Annotated in this window: 26 protein-coding genes, 1 other RNA gene and 1 riboswitch; of the genes, 10 read left to right on the top strand and 17 right to left on the bottom strand. The window is 34.4% G+C overall.

Annotation, left to right across the window (positions count from 1 at the left end; genetic code table 11):
* Positions 1–24: 24 nt before the first annotated feature.
* Positions 25–759: a YetF domain-containing protein gene (locus JOC48_RS13830; RefSeq protein WP_204500651.1), complete on the top strand. Its 735-nt coding sequence runs from the start codon at positions 25–27 to the stop codon at positions 757–759.
* Between the two features lie 136 nt (positions 760–895).
* On the opposite strand, the gene JOC48_RS13825 is transcribed toward JOC48_RS13830, so the two are convergent.
* The 7 genes from JOC48_RS13825 to JOC48_RS13795 all read right to left on the bottom strand — a co-directional run bounded on the left by JOC48_RS13825 (position 896) and on the right by JOC48_RS13795 (position 7,981).
* On the bottom strand, positions 896–1,912 hold the full coding sequence (locus JOC48_RS13825) for an aldo/keto reductase (protein ID WP_204500649.1): 1,017 nt from the start codon (positions 1,910–1,912) through the stop codon (positions 896–898).
* Between the two features lie 166 nt (positions 1,913–2,078).
* A complete protein-coding gene (locus tag JOC48_RS13820; protein WP_204500647.1) occupies positions 2,079–2,864 on the bottom strand; it encodes an ABC transporter permease in 786 nt (261 codons plus the stop codon).
* Positions 2,865–2,866: 2 nt separating this feature from the next.
* The gene (locus tag JOC48_RS13815; protein WP_204500645.1) at positions 2,867–3,658 is read right to left on the bottom strand and encodes an ABC transporter permease; all 792 of its coding nucleotides are present in this window, start codon (positions 3,656–3,658) and stop codon (positions 2,867–2,869) included.
* Complete coding sequence (locus tag JOC48_RS13810) at positions 3,655–4,668, bottom strand: ABC transporter ATP-binding protein (protein ID WP_204500643.1); 1,014 nt, start codon at positions 4,666–4,668, stop codon at positions 3,655–3,657. The genes JOC48_RS13815 and JOC48_RS13810 overlap by 4 nt, the downstream gene beginning before the upstream one ends.
* A gap of 164 nt (positions 4,669–4,832) precedes the next feature.
* The gene (locus JOC48_RS13805) at positions 4,833–5,621 is read right to left on the bottom strand and encodes a carbon-nitrogen family hydrolase (protein ID WP_204500641.1); all 789 of its coding nucleotides are present in this window, start codon (positions 5,619–5,621) and stop codon (positions 4,833–4,835) included.
* Positions 5,622–5,686: 65 nt separating this feature from the next.
* Complete coding sequence (locus JOC48_RS13800; RefSeq protein WP_204500640.1) at positions 5,687–7,057, bottom strand: hypothetical protein; 1,371 nt, start codon at positions 7,055–7,057, stop codon at positions 5,687–5,689.
* Positions 7,058–7,489: 432 nt separating this feature from the next.
* Positions 7,490–7,981, bottom strand: coding sequence for a hypothetical protein (locus tag JOC48_RS13795; protein WP_204500639.1), 492 nt, complete (start codon positions 7,979–7,981; stop codon positions 7,490–7,492).
* A 149-nt stretch (positions 7,982–8,130) separates the two neighbouring features.
* Between JOC48_RS13795 and JOC48_RS13790 the strand changes: the two genes are divergently transcribed.
* Positions 8,131–8,382: a DNA alkylation repair protein gene (locus JOC48_RS13790; RefSeq protein ID WP_204500638.1), complete on the top strand. Its 252-nt coding sequence runs from the start codon at positions 8,131–8,133 to the stop codon at positions 8,380–8,382.
* A gap of 40 nt (positions 8,383–8,422) precedes the next feature.
* Here the strand turns inward: JOC48_RS13790 and JOC48_RS13785 are convergent, their stop codons facing one another.
* Positions 8,423–9,253 carry a deoxyribonuclease IV gene (locus tag JOC48_RS13785; protein WP_204500637.1) on the bottom strand — a complete coding sequence of 277 codons (831 nt, stop codon included), beginning with the start codon at positions 9,251–9,253 and terminating at the stop codon, positions 8,423–8,425.
* 172 nt (positions 9,254–9,425) lie between these two features.
* Between JOC48_RS13785 and JOC48_RS13780 the strand changes: the two genes are divergently transcribed.
* The 4 genes from JOC48_RS13780 (at position 9,426) to dapA (ending at position 13,042) form a co-directional block, all read left to right on the top strand.
* Positions 9,426–10,382, top strand: coding sequence for a nucleotidyltransferase domain-containing protein (locus JOC48_RS13780; RefSeq protein WP_204500636.1), 957 nt, complete (start codon positions 9,426–9,428; stop codon positions 10,380–10,382).
* An 85-nt stretch (positions 10,383–10,467) separates the two neighbouring features.
* A complete protein-coding gene (locus JOC48_RS13775; protein WP_239584375.1) occupies positions 10,468–10,734 on the top strand; it encodes a YqhV family protein in 267 nt (88 codons plus the stop codon).
* Positions 10,735–10,834: 100 nt separating this feature from the next.
* Complete coding sequence (locus tag JOC48_RS13770; RefSeq protein WP_204500632.1) at positions 10,835–11,650, top strand: ATP-grasp domain-containing protein; 816 nt, start codon at positions 10,835–10,837, stop codon at positions 11,648–11,650.
* A gap of 168 nt (positions 11,651–11,818) precedes the next feature.
* A riboswitch (Lysine riboswitch) is annotated at positions 11,819–12,001 on the top strand.
* A 153-nt stretch (positions 12,002–12,154) separates the two neighbouring features.
* Positions 12,155–13,042, top strand: coding sequence for a 4-hydroxy-tetrahydrodipicolinate synthase (dapA, locus tag JOC48_RS13765; protein ID WP_204500630.1), 888 nt, complete (start codon positions 12,155–12,157; stop codon positions 13,040–13,042).
* A 148-nt stretch (positions 13,043–13,190) separates the two neighbouring features.
* Here the strand turns inward: dapA and JOC48_RS13760 are convergent, their stop codons facing one another.
* From JOC48_RS13760 to JOC48_RS13750, 4 genes are all read right to left on the bottom strand, one after another.
* The gene (locus JOC48_RS13760; protein WP_204500628.1) at positions 13,191–13,442 is read right to left on the bottom strand and encodes a sporulation protein; all 252 of its coding nucleotides are present in this window, start codon (positions 13,440–13,442) and stop codon (positions 13,191–13,193) included.
* A gap of 119 nt (positions 13,443–13,561) precedes the next feature.
* Complete coding sequence (locus JOC48_RS13755; protein WP_338024316.1) at positions 13,562–14,461, bottom strand: M20 family metallopeptidase; 900 nt, start codon at positions 14,459–14,461, stop codon at positions 13,562–13,564.
* Positions 14,462–14,475: 14 nt separating this feature from the next.
* A complete protein-coding gene (locus tag JOC48_RS21685) occupies positions 14,476–14,697 on the bottom strand; it encodes a hypothetical protein (protein WP_338024315.1) in 222 nt (73 codons plus the stop codon).
* A gap of 170 nt (positions 14,698–14,867) precedes the next feature.
* On the bottom strand, positions 14,868–15,731 hold the full coding sequence (locus tag JOC48_RS13750; RefSeq protein ID WP_204500626.1) for a CvfB family protein: 864 nt from the start codon (positions 15,729–15,731) through the stop codon (positions 14,868–14,870).
* 133 nt (positions 15,732–15,864) lie between these two features.
* Here JOC48_RS13750 and JOC48_RS13745 point away from each other — a divergent pair, with 133 nt between their 5' ends.
* Entirely contained in the window at positions 15,865–16,314 is a 450-nt protein-coding gene (locus tag JOC48_RS13745) for a YaiI/YqxD family protein (RefSeq protein ID WP_204500623.1), read from the top strand.
* Between the two features lie 65 nt (positions 16,315–16,379).
* Here the strand turns inward: JOC48_RS13745 and ssrS are convergent.
* The 3 genes from ssrS to JOC48_RS13730 form a co-directional block, all read right to left on the bottom strand.
* Positions 16,380–16,565: non-coding RNA, 6S RNA (gene ssrS / locus JOC48_RS13740), on the bottom strand.
* Between the two features lie 63 nt (positions 16,566–16,628).
* Positions 16,629–17,795 (bottom strand): iron-containing alcohol dehydrogenase, encoded by a 1,167-nt coding sequence (locus tag JOC48_RS13735; protein ID WP_204500621.1) that lies wholly within the window; start codon positions 17,793–17,795, stop codon positions 16,629–16,631.
* 19 nt (positions 17,796–17,814) lie between these two features.
* The gene (locus JOC48_RS13730) at positions 17,815–17,982 is read right to left on the bottom strand and encodes a hypothetical protein (protein ID WP_204500747.1); all 168 of its coding nucleotides are present in this window, start codon (positions 17,980–17,982) and stop codon (positions 17,815–17,817) included.
* A gap of 321 nt (positions 17,983–18,303) precedes the next feature.
* Here JOC48_RS13730 and JOC48_RS13725 point away from each other — a divergent pair, with 321 nt between their 5' ends.
* The gene (locus JOC48_RS13725) at positions 18,304–18,657 is read left to right on the top strand and encodes a hypothetical protein (RefSeq protein ID WP_204500620.1); all 354 of its coding nucleotides are present in this window, start codon (positions 18,304–18,306) and stop codon (positions 18,655–18,657) included.
* Between the two features lie 272 nt (positions 18,658–18,929).
* Here the strand turns inward: JOC48_RS13725 and cysK are convergent, their stop codons facing one another.
* Positions 18,930–19,853 (bottom strand): cysteine synthase A, encoded by a 924-nt coding sequence (gene cysK, locus JOC48_RS13720; RefSeq protein WP_204500619.1) that lies wholly within the window; start codon positions 19,851–19,853, stop codon positions 18,930–18,932.
* 30 nt (positions 19,854–19,883) lie between these two features.
* On the bottom strand, positions 19,884–20,180 hold the full coding sequence (locus tag JOC48_RS13715) for a rhodanese-like domain-containing protein (RefSeq protein ID WP_204500618.1): 297 nt from the start codon (positions 20,178–20,180) through the stop codon (positions 19,884–19,886).
* 275 nt (positions 20,181–20,455) lie between these two features.
* Here JOC48_RS13715 and JOC48_RS13710 point away from each other — a divergent pair, with 275 nt between their 5' ends.
* Both JOC48_RS13710 and JOC48_RS13705 read left to right on the top strand, forming a co-directional pair.
* Positions 20,456–21,400: an AEC family transporter gene (locus JOC48_RS13710; protein WP_204500617.1), complete on the top strand. Its 945-nt coding sequence runs from the start codon at positions 20,456–20,458 to the stop codon at positions 21,398–21,400.
* 81 nt (positions 21,401–21,481) lie between these two features.
* Positions 21,482–22,408, top strand: a complete 927-nt coding sequence (locus tag JOC48_RS13705) for an exonuclease domain-containing protein (protein WP_204500616.1) — start codon at positions 21,482–21,484, stop codon at positions 22,406–22,408.
* The last annotated feature ends 15 nt before the right edge of the window (positions 22,409–22,423 follow it).

Raw genomic sequence — 22,423 nt, 5'->3', positions numbered from 1 at the left:
AACGTATCTCTATGGAGGTGCGTTATGGATATTTTCCTTACTTATATCATAAAGCCATTAGTTATCTTTATTGTTGCCTATATATTTTTTCGTTTAGCTGGAAAAAAAGCTGTTTCAGAAATGAACAGTTTTGACATTCTCTTTATCATCGTTATTGGTACGGTTCTTAGTGAGCCTTTAGTTAATAAAAATACCGGACAGGCAATTCTATATGGAGCAGTGTTTTTAACAATCTATATTTTTTTCTCATACGCAACACTGAACAATAAATTACGCTGGCTTTTAATAGCAAAGCCTAGTATTTTAATTCGTAACGGAGATATTGATGAAAAGGGTTTAAACCAAGTAAGAATGACAACGAGTGAACTTTTAAGCCAGTTAAGAGAGAAAGGATATACAAAAACTGCTGATGTAGAACTAGCAATGATGGAAGAAATGGGGAAAATCAGTGTCATACCAAAATCAGAGGCTAGACCATTACAACCGAAAGACATTCAGTTGCAACCATCCCCTACTTTTATTCCTATCCCAATTATTTTAAACGGACAAATTTTATATCATAATTTAAACTATTTAAAAAAAGATGAACATTGGCTGGATATGCAACTAAATGCTTACAATTTAACAATTGAAAACATATCAGACATTACCTTAGCAACTTATACACAAGAAGGAACCTTGTCAGTTGATACAGACAATCCTAATGATCAGTCAAATACAGATAGTCCATATTTATATAAGCCAGGAAAGGATAACTAAAGGTACGGGTAACAACATTTGCCCGTACCTTTTTTCATTAACTTATAACTTAGCTAAAATTTCACGAATAAACGCTGGTTCATCTTTCGGCGTACGAGATGTACTCCTCCACCAAGAATGACTACAGCATTAAGAATTATTCTCGGCCTTTTTTTCGTTGCTCAATAGCAGCTAAATCATAAGGATAACTAACAAATAAGTTGCTAGCTTTATTTAAACGATCCATTTGTTCTTCTGTTAAAGCCCAACCAGCAGCCCCTAAGTTCGCTTCTAATTGATCCATTGTACGCGCACCAATAATAGGTGCTGTAACCCCTGGGCGCTGAAGTAACCAATTAATAGCTACTTGTGCAGGTGTTTTACTCACCTCTTCAGCTACAGCTTTTAACTCATCGATTAAATTCCACGTAAAATCATTATTATACATATCCCATGTTTCGCTATACCCTTTTTCCTCTGCTACCGCTATTCTTGTATTTTCTGGAGGTTTTACCATATCACGAGTGAATTTACCACTCAACCATCCACCGCGTAATGGGCTCCAAGGAATCACACCTAATCCTTCATTTATACATACTTCAATTAATTCAAACTCGGTTGCTCTGGACAATAGATTGTATTGAGGTTGCAAGCATACGAATGGCTCCCACCCTTTAGAACGACTCAGATCAATTGCTTTTTGTAGCTGCCAACCTTTAAAATTACTAGCTCCAATATAGCGCACAAGTCCTTCACGAACTAAGTCATTTAATGTACTTAATGTTTCTTCTAACGGTGTTCTTGGATCCCATGCATGAACTTGGTATAGGTCAATATAGTCTGTTTTTAATCGTCGTAGACTTTCTTTAACGCCGGAAATAATATGTTTACGACTTAATCCAACGTCATTTGGCCCTTCCCCCATTGGAAACCGAACCTTCGTTGCTAAAACAAAATCATCTCGATTTTGTTTTTGTAACCATTTACCAACAATTTCCTCAGAGGCACCGCGGGTATAAACATCAGCTGTGTCTAAGAAATTGCCGCCTTCATCCCGATAACGATTAAGGATGTTAAAACTATCTTCCTCACTTGTTTCTCTTCCTAATGTCATTGTACCGAGACATAACTCACTTACTCGTAGTCCAGTTTTACCTAAGTAACGAAATTCCATCTTATACACTCCTAACTTCCCTATAATTGATAACGTTTTCATTTTTGGTGGAATTATATATGTATGTGGTTTCTATCTATCATTATAAAACGAAGAAAAATAGAATAAAAGATTTTTGATTCATATATTAAAGCGACCTATCCACTAAAAAGCGGATAGGTCGTGATTAATTTCCTGCCCCTCTATACTTGGTAACCCCAATATTCCAAACAAACACAGATATAGTAAAGAACACAATGCCTATTACGGGTGTCATAAAAGCATAACTATACCATTCTTCCTTTCCTAAAAAATAGGCAGAAGGATAAACACCTACAAAGGCAAAAGGTAGTATCCATGTGAGTATAAATCGAATTACCTGATTATAAATATCGACTGGATATCGACCATAATTTCCGATGTTATACATCATTGGCATAATACTCGTTCGACTATCCGACCAAAAGCTAATACAAGCCAATAGGACGAATATTCCCCCATAGACAAGCACGCCTCCAACAACAAATAAAATAAATAATATTGGATCAAACCAAGATATGTCTAACCCTAATTGGTACCCTGCATACACCATAACACCAATTCCTGTAAATGTTCCAAATAATGATTCTAACTCCATTCTTTCTAAAATTATTTGAAATAAACTGTGAACTGGCCTTGTTAATATACGATCCATTTCCCCTTTAACAATGTAACGTTCATTAAAATCCCAGATATTAAAAAAAGCTCCAAAAATGGCATAAGGTACTAAGAAAAAACCATAAATAAAAATAATTTCCTCTCTTGACCAACCGCTTAAAAAGTCAGTGTGTCCAAAGACAACGAGAATAAATACTAAATTAACCGCTTGGAATAATAAATCAGACATCATTTCAATAACCATGTCTACACGATAGGTTAAACGAGTTTTTATATATTGTGATACATATTGTACAAAAATTGCTACATAATTCATGGTTAGCCCCCTTGCACAATTAGCTGTTTTTTAGCAATTATCCATAAAAATTGAATGGGTACGATTAATAAAATCGCCCAAATCAATTGAAACCACAGAGCATTATAAACCGCACTTCCAGTCATACCGTCTGTGAAAATCATACTCGGAATATAACTAATGGCTTGGAATGGTAAAAAGTTCATCACTTGTTGTGCCCAGCCCGGATAAAAGCTTATCGGCAATAATAATCCTGAAAAAAGGTCAATAATCACGCGTTTTGCTCTAATCAGTCCATCATTATTAAAAAAGAAAAACGTTAAAATACCAGTCAGAAGGTTAATTTGAGTATTAATAATAAAACTAAAAACAATGGAAGTTGAAAAAAATAACCATGTTATCCCGGATGCTGAAAAAGAAATTGGAAAGATAAGTGCGACAATAACCATCCCTGGTACAGAAAAGAAGAATAGTCGGAACAATCCCTCTCCCAGCCCTTGCATCGTTTTCATGATTAAATAATGATAAGGACGAATAAATTCAACTGCGACTTTGCCTTCTTTAATTTCTTGAGCAATTTCACGGTCAATGTTATTAAAGTAAAAAGCTCTTGCCATCCATGCAACTGCTACATAGGACGTCATTTGTAAAACTGACATTCCTTCAATCGATGCTTTTTCCCCGTATATTGCATTCCATAAAAAATAATAAGCACCTATGTTAATGCTGTAAATCAAAATTCCACTATAATAGTTTGTCCGATATGCTAGCATCATTAGAAATCGTATTCGAATCATTTCTACATACTTACTCATTGGATAACTCCCTCTTCGTAAATATTTCGAATGATTTCCTCTGTAGTGATTTCATGAATCTTAATGTCAGTTATCTTATGTGCAGCAACAACTCGGGCTATCACCTCAGATATTAGTTCTTCATCATTAACGACGTTAGCGACCCAAACGTTCTTTTTATTTCCTGATGTCCATTCTGTCTGTAGATCATTGGTTAAAACAGCGAGATTTAGTTTCTCGATTTTAGGATCTGCAAATTGAAACTCTATTTGCTTCCCTTCTCCCCAACTAGATTTAAGCTTTGATAAACGTCCATCGTAAATAATTTGTCCTTCATCTAACATAATAACCCGCTCACAAAGCGCTTCTATATCTGTTAAATCATGTGTGGTTAATAAAACAGTTGTTTGATATTTTTGATTTATTTCTTTCAAAAAGTTTCGGATTTTTAATTTTACAAGCACATCAAGCCCTATTGTTGGCTCATCTAAAAATAATAACGATGGGTTATGGAGTAAAGCAGCAGCCAACTCACACCGCATTCTCTGTCCCAGAGATAATTTTCTTACCGGTTTATCTAATAACGGTCCGATATCTAAGGACTCAATGACGTGATTCATGTGAGACTCATAGACATGATCTGGTACATGATAGACTTTTTTCAGCAAACGGAACGATTCTTGAACAGCAATGTCCCACCATAATTGTGACCTTTGGCCAAAAACAACACCAATCGAACGAACAAACTTCTCTCTTTCTTTATGTGGATTCATTCCATTTACTACGACTGATCCTGAAGTCGGTGTTAAAATCCCAGTTAACATTTTTATACTAGTTGATTTACCAGCACCATTTTCTCCTATATATCCAACCATTTCGCCTTTTTTTATCGTAAACGAAATATCTTTTACAGCAGGTATTACTTTATAATTTCTAGTAAATAAATCACGAAATGCCCCTTTTAAACCAGATCTACTAGAATAAGATTTGAATTCTTTTCGTAATGTGTCTACTTGAATGATGTTTTCCATGTTGACAAAATTCCCCCTTATTCATCCTTATCTAGTTTACCTAACAGTAGAAAAAGAAACAATGTAAATACCTGTATAAAAATGTCGTACGAGTCAAACGCAAATTTTCCTTTAAAAGAAAAAAGCCCATAAATGGCGAATCCATTGACGGGCTAGTGTTAACATCAATATAAATCAACTCTACGATCTTCAAATATTGGGATTCTTTTACGAATTTCATCTACTAAATTAGTATCAATAGTGGTTGTTATAATAGCTTCTTCTGTACTTCCTTCTGCTAATACTTGACCCCACGGATCGATAACAAGTGAATTACCGCCAAATTCATTGTCAGGATCTTTTCCAACTCGATTGCAAGCTAAAACATAACATTGGTTTTCGATTGCACGACTAATGAGCAAGTTTCTCCAATGATCAATTCTAGGCTTTGGCCACTCAGCAGTAACAAACAGTAGCTTTGCTCCATTATTGATGGTATGCACTCGAACCCATTCCGGGAAGCGAATGTCATAACAAATCAAGCCAGCGCTAGGCACATTTCCAATAGCAAACGAACCTTTTTCATTACCAGCAAGTAAATACTTTTCTTCGTTCATTAAGCGAAATAAATGGACTTTACTGTATTGATGAACAACTTTACCATTCGGGTTAAAAACAAACATTGTGTTATAAATTTCTTTATCCGATTCCTTTTTCGCAATAGAACCAGCAACAATTGTTACACGATATTGCTTGGCTAATGACCCGATAAATGAAATAGTTGTTTCCCCTTTGTAATCAGCTATTTCATCTAATCTTGTTAAATCGTAGCCGGTTGTCCAAAGCTCAGGTAGCATAATTACGTCAGGATTTGATTTCATCGCTTTATTTATTAATTCTTTTACTTTTACGTAATTCTCTTTTGGTGACCCAAATAAGATATCAAACTGTATCATTGATACGGTTAAATTCATGTTTGGTCATCCTCTCCTTACTAGATTATATGTTCTTAAATAAATTAACTCAATATAGAGATAGCCTATAATAATAAGCAGCCTATAAATGTACCTACACCACCATAAAAAAGTGCAAATGGCATGTTTCTTAGTGTGATTCGATACGGATTTTGTTGTGTATTCATCGCAGTCATTGTTACAGTCACACCATAAGTCCCTACTGTTGCTGTAGCAATTGCACCTGTAACCAGTACCATTCCAATGCTTAATGGATTAACCAATTCATATAAAGGCTTGACCACTTCTATCAATACACCGATTGTTGCAATTGGATGTACACCTATCATACTCATTAATAGATAGGTCATTTGAATTAAAAGTAAGATAATCATCGGATATTCGGAAACGGCTATAAATGGTTGCTGTATTACTTCCAAAAATGATGTTTTATTTAAACTACTAGAAAAAAACGCAAGTGATAAAAACAGTACTACAAAATTTTGCATCCGATTCGTTCGAGATTTCCACGTATGCCAACCGATTGCTTTAAAGCTGTGCCACCTTCTCATCATCAAAGACCAACCAATGGCAAAAGGGATGATAACGATCGTTACAGACAAGATGAAATTCAAATGAAATAAGTTACCGATTAGGATAACGAGAATTAAAAATAGGAATAGTGCTAAAAATAGTTGTAAAATTTGTAGAGTTATCTGTCTTATGCTAAATGTACGCTTTGGTTTATCTCCTATTAGGTCGAATGGAATGGTTTCAAACCTTCTCTTTCCAACGATCCAGTCTCCGAATAGAACTAATACAGAACACAAAAATAACCATGGTAAATAGGTCAGATAGCTAACACCAGTCGTATCTACTGTAATAGCAACAATGATTTCCATTGGACTCCATGCTAAAGCAACAGCAAATGCTCTTAAAGTAGTTCGGCTAATGAAAGAATCTCTAATTCTTTTCTTAATTTTCTTCATGTTTTTTTGAAGTACATCTTGTGTTAGTGGTAAAGCAGACAAATTAATAAATGTAATTAATAGATAAGTAGTAAAAGAACTCCTTACATATAATTTACCAAGATTAGAAACATTGTCGTTCATTAATGAATTAATCCGCCGATCAAATCGACCTGCACGAACAACGCTGTTCATCCAAGGTAACACTGATAAAAAAGTTAATAAAGGCATGGTGGATGTCATATGTAAAGGTATGTTATAAAAAGGTAATTCAGAATATAGAAACAAGCTAAACCCGACGATTATAAATAAACTACCCAATATTCGAAATAATTTACTCGCATCCATAAACGAAATAAGTAGCATTGGAATTGCTAATATTCCAACAGCATATCCCAATACTTCTGAATCAAAGTATGTATTACTAATAAACAATAAAAAAATACTTGTATAGAATAGATAAAGATTTTGTCTGACGAAATGAATCATGTTTTTCCCCTTTTAATTAGAATTTATTTTATTAATCTCCCATTAACTTTACTCTTCTTTTATTCATGATTCAATTTGTCAGCCTAATAAAAAAAGTCCAATTCCTTCAAGTAAGTGGAACTAGACTAAAATAAATATTAATATGCAATTTTTACTGAATAAATTATAATAAAACACTTTCGTATTCTTTGTTGTTTTTATTACACAGTTGACAACTACTGCGACACAACTTATCGTGACTACTTCCATCCTATATAAGATGAGTGCTAATCTAAGCTGCGGAAAAACACGTAGAGTCCTCGAAAAGATAAACCAATTTCTTATGTGTGATGTAATGGTGTCGGTGCTTCCCTTGTCTTGTGAAAAAGCAATAATTATTTAGAAACAACCTAAGTAAAAGATTTCAATCTCGTATTATTAAAAAGTAGCATATTACAACCAAATACCTAGCCAAATCATTTGGTTACGAATTTCAATTTTTTTAATCGTTCCAATAGGAATAGATTTAACCTTTTCTATTTGATTTAGGTCCACCGACACAATATCTTTTTTCAGTGATATTGGAGGACGATTAAATATTATTTTATTTAACCATGGATGATTCATTGGTTTTAAATGCATTAATCGGAATTGAAGCATTCTACCATCCATTTCTATTGGTAACAGCTTTACCGAAAAGTTTATCGATAACCCCATTTTCTTCATTTTACCTTTTATTATGATATAATTATCCTCAAACAAAACATCTAAATCATTGATTTCTTTTGGTTTCTTTCGATTTAAGACATATAAAATCATCTCTTTCTTTATTGGGACGGATACAAATCTAGGTAACAGTTTATAATTCGTTGAAGCAAGTGTACCATAATCTTTCTCCGTTACCGTAGTAACCTGATGATTTAAGATGTCAAGAATGCTTTTCAACCTAATTCCCCCTCCGGTTGTAAATGATCTATATCGGTGAACTAAAATCCAATTTAGTATATGAGTAAAACTTTAATAAATGATAATTAATAAAAAATTCCACATAAAGTACTAACGGAATTGACATACTACAAATTGGAGGTGTAAATATGACAAGTCCATATCTTTGTCCAAATTGCAAGACAAATCGATCAAGATTCAATCTGATTGAACAAGTAGCTAAGCCAGTAAGGTTAGATCCTCAATCCGGCAGCATAATTAATGAATATACAAATGACGATCTCGATATGTTTCACACTCCATATAATGGTCCAAGGCAAAGAATTCAATGTGGAGCATGCGGGTTAATTGAAGATGAACAACAGTTTGTAAAGTATGCAGAAAAAAACCCAAGAAAGTGAAGAAGCACTTATTTTTGTAAGTGCTTTTTATCATTATTGCTTATTTCCATTTCTTATTTAATTGTGCTAATTCCTCCTCATGTGTCACACCATTATCAGATGGCGTCTCAAGGATAAAAGGAATATCCTTCAAGATGGTAGAATTAATCATTTTGTCAAAATCCGCTTCTCTAATGTGACCATGATGAAATATATTTGCGTGGCGGTCTTTTCCGGAATTAGCCGGATACTTTGAGTTATTTAAATGGATCACATACAGATGATCGAAATATCCTAACCTTTCCCCTATTGTAAGAACTTCCTCCCAGTTTTCACCAATCCATAGACCGCTAGCAAATGCATGACACGTGTCAAAACAAAAACCTATCTTCTCTGGATAATCACATAATTTGCGTACCTGTACAAGTTCTTCTATTGTCGTCCCCATTGTCCCGGGTTTACCAGCATTGTTTTCCAATAACAATTTACCATTCCCTTCCCACTTCTTTAAAACAGTATTTAAAGTATGGATCATTCGTTTATAACTGTGTATTGGATCCTTGTCAACTTGTTTTCCAAAATGAACAACAACACCGATTGCTCCACACGCTTCAGCTATCTCTAAATCGTTTAATAACGATCGGACTACAAGGTCTTGTTTATCATCAGATGCTGTTAAATTGGTCGGATAAGGGGAATGTGCAACAGAAACCAAATTGTTTTCGGCCATTTTCTGATGACAGTGAACTGCTTCTGTGCGGTTAAATGCTTTCACTGATAAGCTTCTCGGATTTTTAGGGAAAAATTGAAAAGCATTTGCCCCTAGTTTTATTGCTCTTATGGCCGCTCCAGTGTAACCTTCTTTTATACTTACGTGACATCCAAACTTCATCTATAATCTACCCATTTCCTAAAGCAATTTACTTTTGACATTAAGTACAATAAAATGGTTTCGTGATGAAACCTCTTCTTTCCCTTTCATTCCTTACACTGTATTATTTCCGAAATCCCGCTAAAAATGATAATATATGTAAAATTTGTCGGAAAGGGTGACACCATAAATAATGGTTACCAATCTAAGTAAAGAATTTTTAAACAATCATTCTATCTATCACATCTTTACTGGTTCAACAGCTTATGGATTAGCTAATAAAGAAAGTGACATTGATCAAAAGGCATTCGTTATCTTACCAGCTAACTATTTATTAACACGGAACAAGGAATGGGAAACACAAACTTTTCATGATCCAGATATTGAATTTCACTCCTTAAAAAAGGCCATTAATTTGCTGAATGGACAGAACCCCACCGTATTGGAAACCTTATTTGTGCCAGACCGTTTTATTATCAAACAGAGTAGTGAAGGGAAAAAACTTCGCGAACATAGACATTTATTTTTATCGCAAAACTGCTTTTATTCTTTTGGTGGTTATGCAAAAGATCAATTAATGCGAATTAAAAATGGGATTGATAAAGCAGAGAAAAAAGATAAAGATATTCACTTAAAACATGTGTTGGAGCAAATGCTTTTTCAGATGAAACAAAAATATCCATCGTTAAAAAGTGGAATCTTTCAAGTGAAGGATGTTTTTAGGGATGATTACGAAAAACAGCAAGTCAACTTTGACATACGCTTTGACAACATTTCATTAACTGAAATAAATGGGATTGTTTCGGAACTATCAACAACATATAGAAATTACAATAAAAAAATTTCTCATCAAAGTAAGAAATCAGAAGCTAAATTGTTTAAACATGCTATGCATTTATTCCGTTTATTATTAATGGGCATTGAGGTACTAAAAACAGGAGAGTTAAACGTTTACCGAGAAAAAGATAGAGACTTCTTATTAAATATTCGAAATAAGAAATATGAATGGGATGAATTATTTGCAATGGCTGATGACTTGTTTTTGCAGTTAGAGGAAGCAAAACGAACAAGTATATTGCCTGAAAAAACGGATGCAGAAAAAATTGATCAGTTCTATTTTAAGCTAATAAGTGAACATTATAACCTTTAATAATTTTCCTTCTAATATTAACTTGTCTATTATGTTATTCATTAACATAAAAATTAAAAAAGGAAAATTTAGGGGGGATTTTTCGTTGTTTGAGAAAGCAATCGTTGCAATGGCGTTATTGAGAGTTTTATCAGGAACGATAGAGATATTAGCAGCATTCTTAATAGTAAAAGTAAATGAGGTCGAAAAAGCACTCATTATTAATAGCTCACTCGCTATCGTTGGACCAATTATTCTTATATTAACGACTTCAATTGGTGTTATTAGTATTGCAAACAATATTTCCTACTCTAATATTCTATGGATTTTTATCGGTATTATTTGTATTTTATATGGAATTAAAGGAAGTTAATCTTTATAACTATTAAAAAATTGCTTGACGTATTTGCAAAACAACACTATGATTATTTCGTTTAAACAATATATTTTTATAGAGGAGAACATGAAAAAAGATGAACTTGGTGACGTTTAATCCATATAGAACCATCGGTATCCCTGGGATCAAATATGTTAAACCAGAACAAAGCTTTCGTGAAATAGACACATTACGTAATGCAGATGCACTATTGTTTCCTGAAACCTGGCAAACTACGTTTCTCACATATGGTTTAAAGAAACCAATTTTTCCTAGTATTGAATCGATTCAGCTTGGCTTTAGTAAGGTTGAAATGACAAGGGCGTTGTGGACCATATGCCCAGATCATGTTGCCTATACAGAAATACTTGCCAATACAGAACAAAATCGTGTGCATGTGCTAGATACATTCCCCTATCCTTTCGTGGCTAAGGAGTCAAGAAATTCAATGGGAAAGGGTGTTTTTTTAATTAACTGCAAAGACGATTTTAATCATTATGCCACTCACTCGGATGTTTTATATGTACAAGAATACTTGCCGAATGAAGACAAAGATCTACGTGTATGTATAATAGGTGATAAAATTGTTACCGCGTATTGGCGTACTGCGAGTCAAGGATCGTTTCTTCACAATATCTCTCAAGGAGGACAATTGTGTTTTGATTTTATCCCTGAGGATGCTTGTGAGTTAGTTTTAAAGGTTGCTAGAGCTTTAAACATAAACCATGCTGGATTTGACATCCTTTATTCTAATGGAAAACCTTATATTCTCGAATTTAATATTTTGTTCGGAAACCAAGGTATTCGTGAACAAGGAATCTCCCTTGAAAGAGAAATATATGATTATTTATTAAAAACGATCAATCCACCAAAACCAACAGCTCCTTTAACACCACTTAAAGGGATTTCGTGAACTACTCCCACCACTCGCGGGCAAAACACTATATGATTCATAAATAATAGCTTGATAAGAAAAATAAAAAAATCTAGATAAAATTATTCCTATATTATTGCGTCTATTGGTAATGTCTGTTATAGTTTAAATAACAATTGAATACACTTTACTTCAATAAGATGTTGAAGTGAGGATAGAGGTGCAATGACCATGAGTAAGTAACAGGAGGAAAATGAGGTCCTTTGAATGTTACTGAAAGGGGAATTTGCCGAAGTACACAGAAACTCATTGTTCTGAGTACTGGTTCTGTATTGAATAAATATAGAGCTGTCATATAGCTTCTTTGCTATATGGAGGGCTATCTCATGCATCATAATAAACCAATAGAGATGCAACAACGAGGCCCTCGTTGTTGCTTTTTTGCTTGTAGTACTTTTTGTTGTGATGAGATACCCTCTATTCATACTTGGTTTTTACTTTGGACGATAGGATTTTTTAATACTATGAATAGAGGTGATGGAAATGGATTTTGGTCGTGTTTTAACAGCTATGGTAACACCTTTTGACCAAAACGGAGACGTCGATTATGAAAAAACGGAAACTTTAATTGAGCATTTAATAGCGAATGGTACGGATGCTTTAGTTGTAGCAGGAACTACAGGTGAGTCCCCTACACTATCAAAAGAAGAAGTCCTTTCACTATTACAGTTCGTGGTGAAAACTGTAAACAGACGAGTACCTATTATTGCAGGTACGGGATCTAATAACACACGAGCTTCCATCGAATTAACGAAGCAAGCTGAAACTATTGGTGTAGATGGTGTAATGTTAGTAACACCATACTACAATAAACCATCACAAGAAGGAATGTATCAACACTTTAAAGCAATCGCTCAATCAACGAGCCTACCTGTCATGCTGTACAATATTCCAGGTAGAAGTGTCGTTGGTATGACTCCAGAAACAATTATAAGGTTGTCAAGAATTGAAAACATTGTTTCTGTGAAGGAAGCTAGTGGTGACTTGGATGGTATAACAACAATCATTCGAGAGACGGAAGAATCTTTCTCTTTATATAGTGGAGATGACAGTTTAACATTACCTATTTTATCGGTTGGTGGAAATGGAGTCGTTTCTGTCTCATCACATATTGTTGGCAATGACATGCAAAAAATGATTCAAAGCTACTTAAAAGGAGATTGTAAAACCGCTGCTACTATTCACCAAGCGTTATTACCTATAATTAAGACTTTATTTATGGCTCCTAATCCTACAGCAGTAAAAGAAGCACTTGCAATTGAAGGATTAGATGTAGGAACAGTGCGCCTTCCTCTTATCCCATTAAATAAAGAAGAAAGACAAACATTAAATCATACGTTTCAATTTTTAAGACAATATAACGCGGTTTGATTCTGTAATCCCTGAAAGAAGTAGCTATTCTTTCAGGGTTTTTTCATTCTTATCTTAGTAAAAGTTCAAGCCAGTTCCTTAAATTGGAACTAGCTTGAACTTAAATTTTGTCTTATTTACTATTATGTGTAAAAAAGTATTGAGCTACCTAATATAACTGTTCATATACTTCGTTTAACTGGTAACCTCTCTCATGGTCACCTGCTTGATTAGCATGATCCATTTCTCTTAATAATATTTGTCTAAGCATTTGAATATCTTCTTGTTCAAGTCCTTTGGCAAATGTTTGTTCTGAACTATAGTCAAATTGTTCAATTTTTTGGTCGATATGTTTAACAGAATCGTTTTCTTCTATATAATTGGACAACACTTCATGTAAATAGCCAAGTGACTGATCCATCGGTCAACATCCTTTCGAGGTACATTTTTAAGGAGGATTTTTCCTCACAAAATTAGGATGTTTCGTTATCACGGTTCTATACATCACATACATAAAACAGTTGGAGTTAATTTTCACATTTACTCTTCTGATAATCGTTGAATAATGTGAGCAAGTAATTCAGTTCGAGTAACGAAAGAAGGGATATCTAAATACTCATTTTCGCTATGTGCATTTCCTCCAACTGGTCCTAATCCATCTATTGTAGCGATCCCTAGGGCTGAAGTAAATGACGCGTCTGATCCCCCACCTGTTGCTGTATCACTGATTTCAAGACCAATATCCTGGCCAATTTCTTTAATTTTTTTAAGTAACCGCTCTGTTTGCTTATTTTTTTTCATTGGAGGTCTAATTATTTTACCCTTTATTAACGACCTAGTACCTCTAACATCCGTAGATGAGCAAATTTCTTCCATTTTTTCTTCTAAAGATTCCGCTTGTTCCATTTTAGAAATACGGATATCAATTTTAGCAACTGCATGATCAGAAACAGTGTTTATCGAAGAACCACCCTCAATTAATCCGACATTAACATTTATGCCGTTCTCTGGGTCAGATAATCCATGTAATTGGATGATTTTGTGTGCCAATTCTTCAATGGCACTTCTCCCTTTTTCAGGTTCAATCCCAGAATGAGCTGCTTTACCTTGGACATTTAACGTATATTTTCCATTTCCTCTCCTGGCTGATACTAGTGAACCGTTTTTTCTTGCTGGTTCCATGACTAATGCATATTTTTTTCCAATCGACGTTTCTTCTATAAGCGATTTTGAAGAAATAGATCCTATTTCTTCATCACTATTCAGAAGAATATGAACATTCTTAAAACCTGCTTTTCCATCATTTATTAAGCAACGGATCGCATAATATACGGATACTAAACTAGCCTTCATATCAATGACTCCTGGTCCATAAGCACGATCACCAACAATTGTAAATGGACGTTGCTTTGTCGTTCCTTTTGAAAAAACAGTATCCATATGAGCAAGTATGATTATAGTTGCTTTTGTAGTTCTTGATGATAAATGCTCAAATGGTTGCCATACTTTTCATGAACATGCACGTCAACTGTAAAATTAATTTCTTCAAAGAGATCCTTTATCATGTCACCAATTCTATCTATGCCATTTTTATCATCAGAACCGCTATCAATATTAACAAAAGTTTCAAGTAGTTGAAGCATTTCATCTAGATGTTCTTCTAAATATTCGTTCATTTGTGTCTTCCCCTGTCTTTCTTATTAAAGACGAAATATTAATATTAAAATAATACTATAAATAGCAGGAATATAATAGTTATAATTTATAGCGGTTCCGGTTCATCTAAAAATATGATTAGATAATGTTCAAAAAGTCACCAATTTACTGGCTTTTTGAACCCGCATTATTAGTTCGTATTCGTTAAGTATGTTTTTCCACCCTTTTGTTCTACTTTATTCTCTTTCATTAATTTACCAATTGCTCGTTTAAAAGCTGCCTTACTGATTCGAAATGTGTTATAGATATCCTCTGGTGTACTTCTGTCATTTAAATCCATGACTCCTTGGTTATCTTTTAGGAAATGTAAAATAACTTCTGCATCTTCTAGCCTTCCTTCTCGTTTAAACGGCCTTAATGAGAGGTTAAGTGTTCCATCTTCTTTCACTTTTATTACTCTTCCATTTACCCATTCACCTAAACGTGGTTCTTTTTTTCGTTCTGTATTGTGAATGAATCCACGATAACCTTCTTCCGTTATCATTACCGCTCCTTCTTTACTTGTTCGAAAAACTCTTCCCCCAACCGTATTATTCATTAAAGACGGAGGTGCAGCATCCCAGTTATTAGCAAAATCACCTTCCGTAACAGGTTCTGCTGTTAATCGGCCCTTTTTATCTGTACTTAATGCTACATACAACATATCCCCCACCTGTGGCCAGACAGATTCTAACAATGGTAGATCATCATTAGAAACTAGTATTTCTTTATCAATTCCGATGTTTACAAAAACACCTAGACCTTTTACAACTTCAACCACTTCAGCCCAGTCAAAGGTATCAAATCCAATGGATGGTATACTCATGGTAGCAACCATTTTACCTTGTTTATCGTGATAAAGAAAAACAGTTACCTCGTCCTCAGCATTTAGCTCTTCGTTTGCTTCTCGTTTATGTAATAATACTTCCTCGGTTCCGTTTGTTAAAACAAATCCAGTGTCAATTTTACGTTCAACTTTAAGATTATGAACTGTTCCAACTTTCCAGTTATTCATTAACATCCCTCGCTTCGTTTACTTTATAGTTTTTCAATTTGTTACTTGTTATACAAAACAAAACCAGTTATATTATAAGTTGATATGTTGGCTATATTCATTTTTATAGAATTAATAAAGAAAGGTGATTCGTATGAAAATATACGTAGACGCAGATGCCTGTCCAGTAAAGAAACAAATAATTGAAGAAGCAAGTAATCATCATATTCCGGTAGTTCTAGTTAAAAGCTTTTCACACTACTCCAATACAGATAAACCAGTAGGTGTTGAAACAGTATATGTTGATACTGGTGCAGATGCAGTTGATTATAGAATCATGCTATTAGCAAGAAAAAATGATATCATCATCACTCAAGATTACGGATTAGCTTCATTAGGTTTGGGTAAAGGGTGTATCGTTTTACACCATAAAGGATTTCAATACACGGAAGAAAATATTGATCAACTACTTCTTTCTAGGCATACAAACGCAAAAGCAAGAAGAAGTGGTGTAAAAACGAAAGGGCCAAAAGCTTTTACGGAAGAAGATCGTATCCTGTTTAAAAAAACTCTAGCCGATATTTTAATACAAAATAATAAATGATTTAAAATCCTCCTGCATAATAAAAACCAGTTCCTTTTATAGAACTGGTGTCAATTTCAATTATAAGTACAGCCACAATTGCCGTAACATCCGCAATAAAGTTTTAAACCACCACTCCTCAAAGTGGGTGTTCGCAAAAATACTCCTGTCTTCCACTTTATTAGAGGCATGACATTCCTATTTTAATATAAAACTCCCTATTACAGTATAAAGGTTAAAACTTATTATTATTACGTACAACGCAGCTTGTATTGTAATATTACATGAATTCCTTTAAATATGCAATAGAAAAAACATCCATTTTGAGTAAATATTCATTGTTTTGTAGTGTACGCTGTTTTAAAGAGATTTAAATAATCTCCCTTCGTTATTTCACGTGCATTACTTGGCGTAGAGCCATTCTCAAACGATTTCTCTGCTAAGTAATCAAAATCGGAAGGATGGACTTGTTCCAATGAAGAAAAACTAGGTATGTTTATGTCGATAGCAAGTTGTTTCATTTCTTCCACTAATCGATTAGTAGCTTCTTCATCCTTCGTATCATTATCAGCAATGCCAATAGTCCGAGCAATTGTTGCGTGTTTAGATATGTTTGTAACAGCATTGTATTCTAGTACAAATGGTAAAAACATGGAATTGGCTACTCCATGTGGTGTATCGTAAAGTCCTCCAATTGCTTCTGCCATACAATGAACTGAAGCTACATCTGCATGTGAAAAAGCCATTCCAGCAATGGTTGAGCCAATCATCATATGATCCCTTGCATTGTTATCGTTTCCATTCAGAACAGCTTTACGTATATGAGGATAAATATGTTTCATTGCTTGTAACGCAAGCGCATCGGCAATTGGATTAGACAACTTGCATGTATAGGCCTCTATGGCATGCACGAGTGCATCCATCCCGGTAGACGCCGTTAAAGTTGCTGGTAATCCATGCGTAAGCCCAGGGTCAACAATGGCTAAAACTGGTGCAGTTTTCACATCTTTTATGGTTATTTTAATTTTCTTAGTTGTATCAGTAATAACTGATGACCTCGTAACTTCAGCACCAGTTCCTGCTGTTGTAGGTATTGCCACAATTGGAGTAATTGGCTGTGGTACATTCCCCCTCCCTGCATAAGCCTGTGGAGTACCACCTAAGGTTTGTAAAATAGAAATTGCCTTTGCAGAATCAATAACCGAACCGCCACCTAGTGCAAGAATACAATCTGCTTGGAATTCGTTAGCCAATTTACCACCTAATACACAATCCTTATCTCTAGGATTTGGTTTTACCTGATTAAAAACTTTTATATCAAAATTATGTGATTTCAAAATATTAATAAGCTTATCTACTAAACCTAATGCTTCAATGCCAGAGTCTGTGACAATAAACACTCGTCTACCTTTTAAAGTTGTATGTAAATACTCACCTGTCTTTTCAAATGTACCTGAACCAATCTGTACTTTTGTTGGCAGATGAAAATCAAATATATTCATATAGTCCTCCACTAAAAATTCAATTTTTACTGTTTCTGTTTTGTTGATCTTCTACAACTTTCGCAATATTACTTATTTGCCATCTCTGTGCTGTATCATCTCCTACTTCATATACTTTTCCAGCTCGTAATAGCTGGCCATTGTACATGGTTTGTACAATCATTTCAACTTTAGCCATTTTACTCACTATTCCCTTCCTTAAACTTAACCAAAACTTCATATAGTTTGTCGTAGTTTCTCGAAACGATATCACTTGAACATGTTTGCCAGTCTCAAATAATTTAAGTCCATAGCAAATAATCTAGATTGCCATATTTATTTTATTACCCTATTATTATTCTACAATTTATCGTTATTTTCCTTTTCGTTCTTAGCTAATGTTTCACTCTATAGCAAATTCACCTAAATTTAGGTGAATGTCCATTACAAAATGGTTAAATCATCCATATGCTAATAGGGATTAACCCAGTAGATCGAATTTTACAATATGGGGAAAGGAGAGCATTTTATGTATAATAAATATAATTATTCTGTAATACCACAACAAGTTAATCCTTATTATGCAACACATGAAGATGTTCGTAATCCTGTGTTTGGTGGCCCTGGATTTGGACCATTAGGTGCAGGGCTACTAGGATTTGGATTAGGCTTTTTAGGCGGCGAGCTATTTGATGGCCCGTATGGTCCTTATGGGCCTTATGGTCCCTATGGTCCAGGATTTGGACCAGGTTATGGACCATATGGACCATACGGCCCTGGATTTGGACCTGGTTATGGACCATATGGATACGGGCCTGGATATGGTCCAGGTCCAGGATACGGACCAGGTTATGGAGCTGGATATGGTCCAGAATCATTTTAAATTTAAATATTAATTAGTATAAACAGAACCGCTACACCACGATTGAAGTGAGCGGTTCTATCTTCTTTGTTCTTTTTGTCTTCTTTTTTGAACAAGTACAAACAGAAAAAATTAAACAAACGTTTGAACAATAATTTAACCTTCGTATTCGAAAACGAAAAAAGAACTAGTTAATTTTAACGATTGAATAACTGTTGTTGATACATCCTTTCGAGGTACACTTCCTCTTTTTAAAACATCAAATTCGTGCTATTTTTTATCCATCCTCACCATTACTTCTCATCAAAAATATTCATACTTAAATAACGTTCACCTGTATCTGGTGCAATACATAATACCTTCTTACCCTTTCCTAAACGCTTCGCTACTTGAATTGCAGCAAAAACAGCAGCACCACCCGATAGTCCTACAAAGATACCTTCCTTAGCAGCCATACTTTTAAACATTTCGACTGCATCATCATCAGCAATTTGGATGATTTCATCATAGATATTTGTGTTTAAAATCGGTGGAATAAAGCCTGGGCTAGTACCGACTAATTTATGCTTTCCAGGTTTTCCTCCAGATAAAACCGGTGACCCCTGTGGCTCAACTACAGCCACATATAATCCAGGTATTTTTTCTTTTAATACTTCTCCAGTACCGGTAATCGTTCCTCCTGTTCCTGCAGTAGCAACAAATCCATCTAATTCACCATTCATCTGATCTAAAATCTCCATTGCAGTTGTTGCTCTATGAATATCGGGATTTGCACCATTTTCAAATTGTTGCGGTACAAAGCTATTGGGGATTTGATTATGTAGCTCTTTTGCTTTTTCTATAGCACCAGGCATCTTTTTATCACTGGGGGTAAGTACAACTTCTGCTCCGTAAGCTTTCAATATGTTTATTCTTTCTTTTGTCATATTATCCGGCATGACAAGTATTGCTTTATAGCCTTTAGCAGCAGCAGTCATCGCAAGACCAATTCCAGTATTACCACTTGTAGGTTCAATAATGGTATCTCCTGGTTTAATTAACTCTTGCTCTTCTGCCACCCGGATCATATTGTAAGCAGCCCTATCTTTGACGCTTCTAGAAGGATTATACATTTCTAGTTTTACATAAATGTCAGCAGCATCATCAGGAACTACTCGATTCAAACGGACAATCGGTGTGTCCCCAATAAGCTCAGTAATGTTGTTTACAACTCTCATTGATGAAACTCCTCTCTCTTACATTAATGACTACTTTGTAGGCCCTGCCCAATCTAACATGCCACCAGTCATATTCGTTACGTTATACCCTTTTGCTTCTAAAAATTCACAAGCCATTGCGCTTCTTCTTCCAGATCGACAAACGAAAATATAATCCTTATTTTTATCCAATTCACTCTCTCTTGACTCGATTTCTCCAAGAGGTATGTGAAGAGTATTTGGTATCATTCCAGTTGCTACTTCCTCATCTTCTCGAACATCTACAATATTCAAGCTCTTTCCCTTTCCGACGATCTCTTCTAATTCTTTTGCTGATATTTCCTTCACCATTTTTCCTCCTTAACGTTTACTTCCATCGTTTCTATTAGTTATAGTAACAATTCCCTTATTATCATACCAATGTTTTGAATTGATATGAAATTTATCCTTTAAGAAAAAGGATAAATGCATCAATATATGTCATTTTCTGCGGTTTCCATGGAAATATATCACAGTGGATACTCGTCTTTTTTAACCTCTTTTTGTAAACGCACTTATAGACAAATACACAGAAAATAGCTATCATTATCAAAGACTATCGTTTAGCTAGAAAGGTATTGATTATGGATCTTTATATAGTAACCTCTTCTATTATAGTAATGGGTATCATGATTTTACTCGGTGTGCTTACGGCACTTCGAGTAGAGATAACATCTGATTTAAAAGCAGGATTAATGTTTATTATTCTTAATATTGCAGTTCCTTCTATTATACTAAATGGAGTTTTTAACACAGAAATAACCTCTCACATATTAAATCAAGTTATATTAATCTTTATGATATCGATTATGTATCATTTAGCTGGATTACTTGTTGCATGGTTATTAGCTCGGTTATTTGGTTTTCAATCATTATTCGCTAAAAAAATGACCATACTGGCTGCGCTTGGAAATTCAGGTTTTATTGGTATCCCATTATGTGCAACGATATTTGGACCAATTGGCGGTTTATTAGCTGCCATATTCGATGCTGCACTAGATTTAATTATTTTTTCAGTTGTTATATATATGTTGCAATCGAATGGTCGTTTTCAAATGAAACATTTAAAAGCACTAATTAATCCACCACTGCTTGCTATCACATTTGGATTAATCGCCGCATCAACAGGTATAGAAGCGCCTAATATTGTAAAGCAATTGACTGAAATGCTTTCTTCTATTGCAGGTCCTTTGGCTATGTTATATATAGGTATGTTGATCCCTCCTCTTATAAAAAAGAGGGGATTCACTATTTTTCCTCAGCTATGGTTTCCTATAACACTACGGCTATTGTTAATTCCAATACTAGTAATTATCATCATAACGAATAGTCCACTAAATGAATTAACACGTAATTTAATAATCATTTTGTCCTCCATGCCGACATTCATGCTAGTAACTGTAATATTTTCCAAATATACCCAAGATGAGGAAACTGCAATAATTACAACCATTTACTCAACAATATTATGCTTACTAACCATTCCATTGATTTCTTTTTTTTCATCATGGTGGGAAAGTTTTGTTTAAATGAGTGGAAGGAATTATTTACTACTATGAAAATTGGAGAAATGTTTATATAATATAAAGTTGGAAAGGTGGTGAATTTACGTGGCAGAAACAAAGTTTTATGTTTTTTTCGATTTTGAAATGCTTTGTTCTAATCGAGGAATGCCATATGAGGATATGGAAGCTATCCGACTAGGAGCTGTCAAATATCATATTGAAACGAGAAAAATTAGTTACTTCGATCAGTTTATACGTCCAACAAACTTACGTCCGCTAAACAAGTTTTGTAAAAAATTAACTGGAATTGAAGATGCTGACTTGGTTTGTGCAAATGATTTCTCTGAAGTTTTTTCATCGTTTTTGACTTGGGTTGGCGGAGTAAAAAAAGCACGTTTCTTTTCTTGGTCAAAAAGTGATCTTTCACGTTTAAAATTAGATGCTAATAAACACCAAGTTCCGAATTCAACGATTATGAAAATCGAAAAACGCTATGTTGACTTCCAAGCTGTTTTATCAAAACGGGTTTCAAAAGACAATTTATCAGTTGAGAATGCATTAAACTTATACGGATTAACATTTGTAGGTCAACCACACAATCCAATGTATGATGCATACAATACACTCCGGGTCTATTTAAGCTTTTTGCATGATCCAATACAATCAGACCTTATTATGCTTCAAAAGTTTGTATTTGGAAAAAAGCTGACCAATCGTTCAGCGGTCAATGCTATGCTTCGAAAATCATTGAAAAAGGATATGAAACGATTAGTATCTGAGCTGGAAGAAATTTATAGTTTAAAGCAAGTGGTAAAGGAAATGAAAAGGGTTAGAAGATTAGTAGTCAAATATGAAAATATCACCATTAATCGTTCTGGTCTATTTTCAGATGATATTATTGAAAATGTTCAATTATTGAAAGAGTTTTATAAGGACTTAAATTCAACGTACAAGGATCATTTTAAACACTCATCAAAAGTAATGATTTTGGATGAGTATACTATTCAACCGATAAAGCAGATTGCGATGTGAAGTGAGGATGGATAC

Origin of the sequence: Aquibacillus albus, assembly GCF_016908325.1 — a bacterium.
Classification (GTDB): Bacteria; Bacillota; Bacilli; order Bacillales; family Amphibacillaceae; genus Aquibacillus_A; species Aquibacillus_A albus.
Note: the sequence above shows the minus strand (reverse complement) of the source record. Positions and strands in the feature narration are given on the sequence as shown.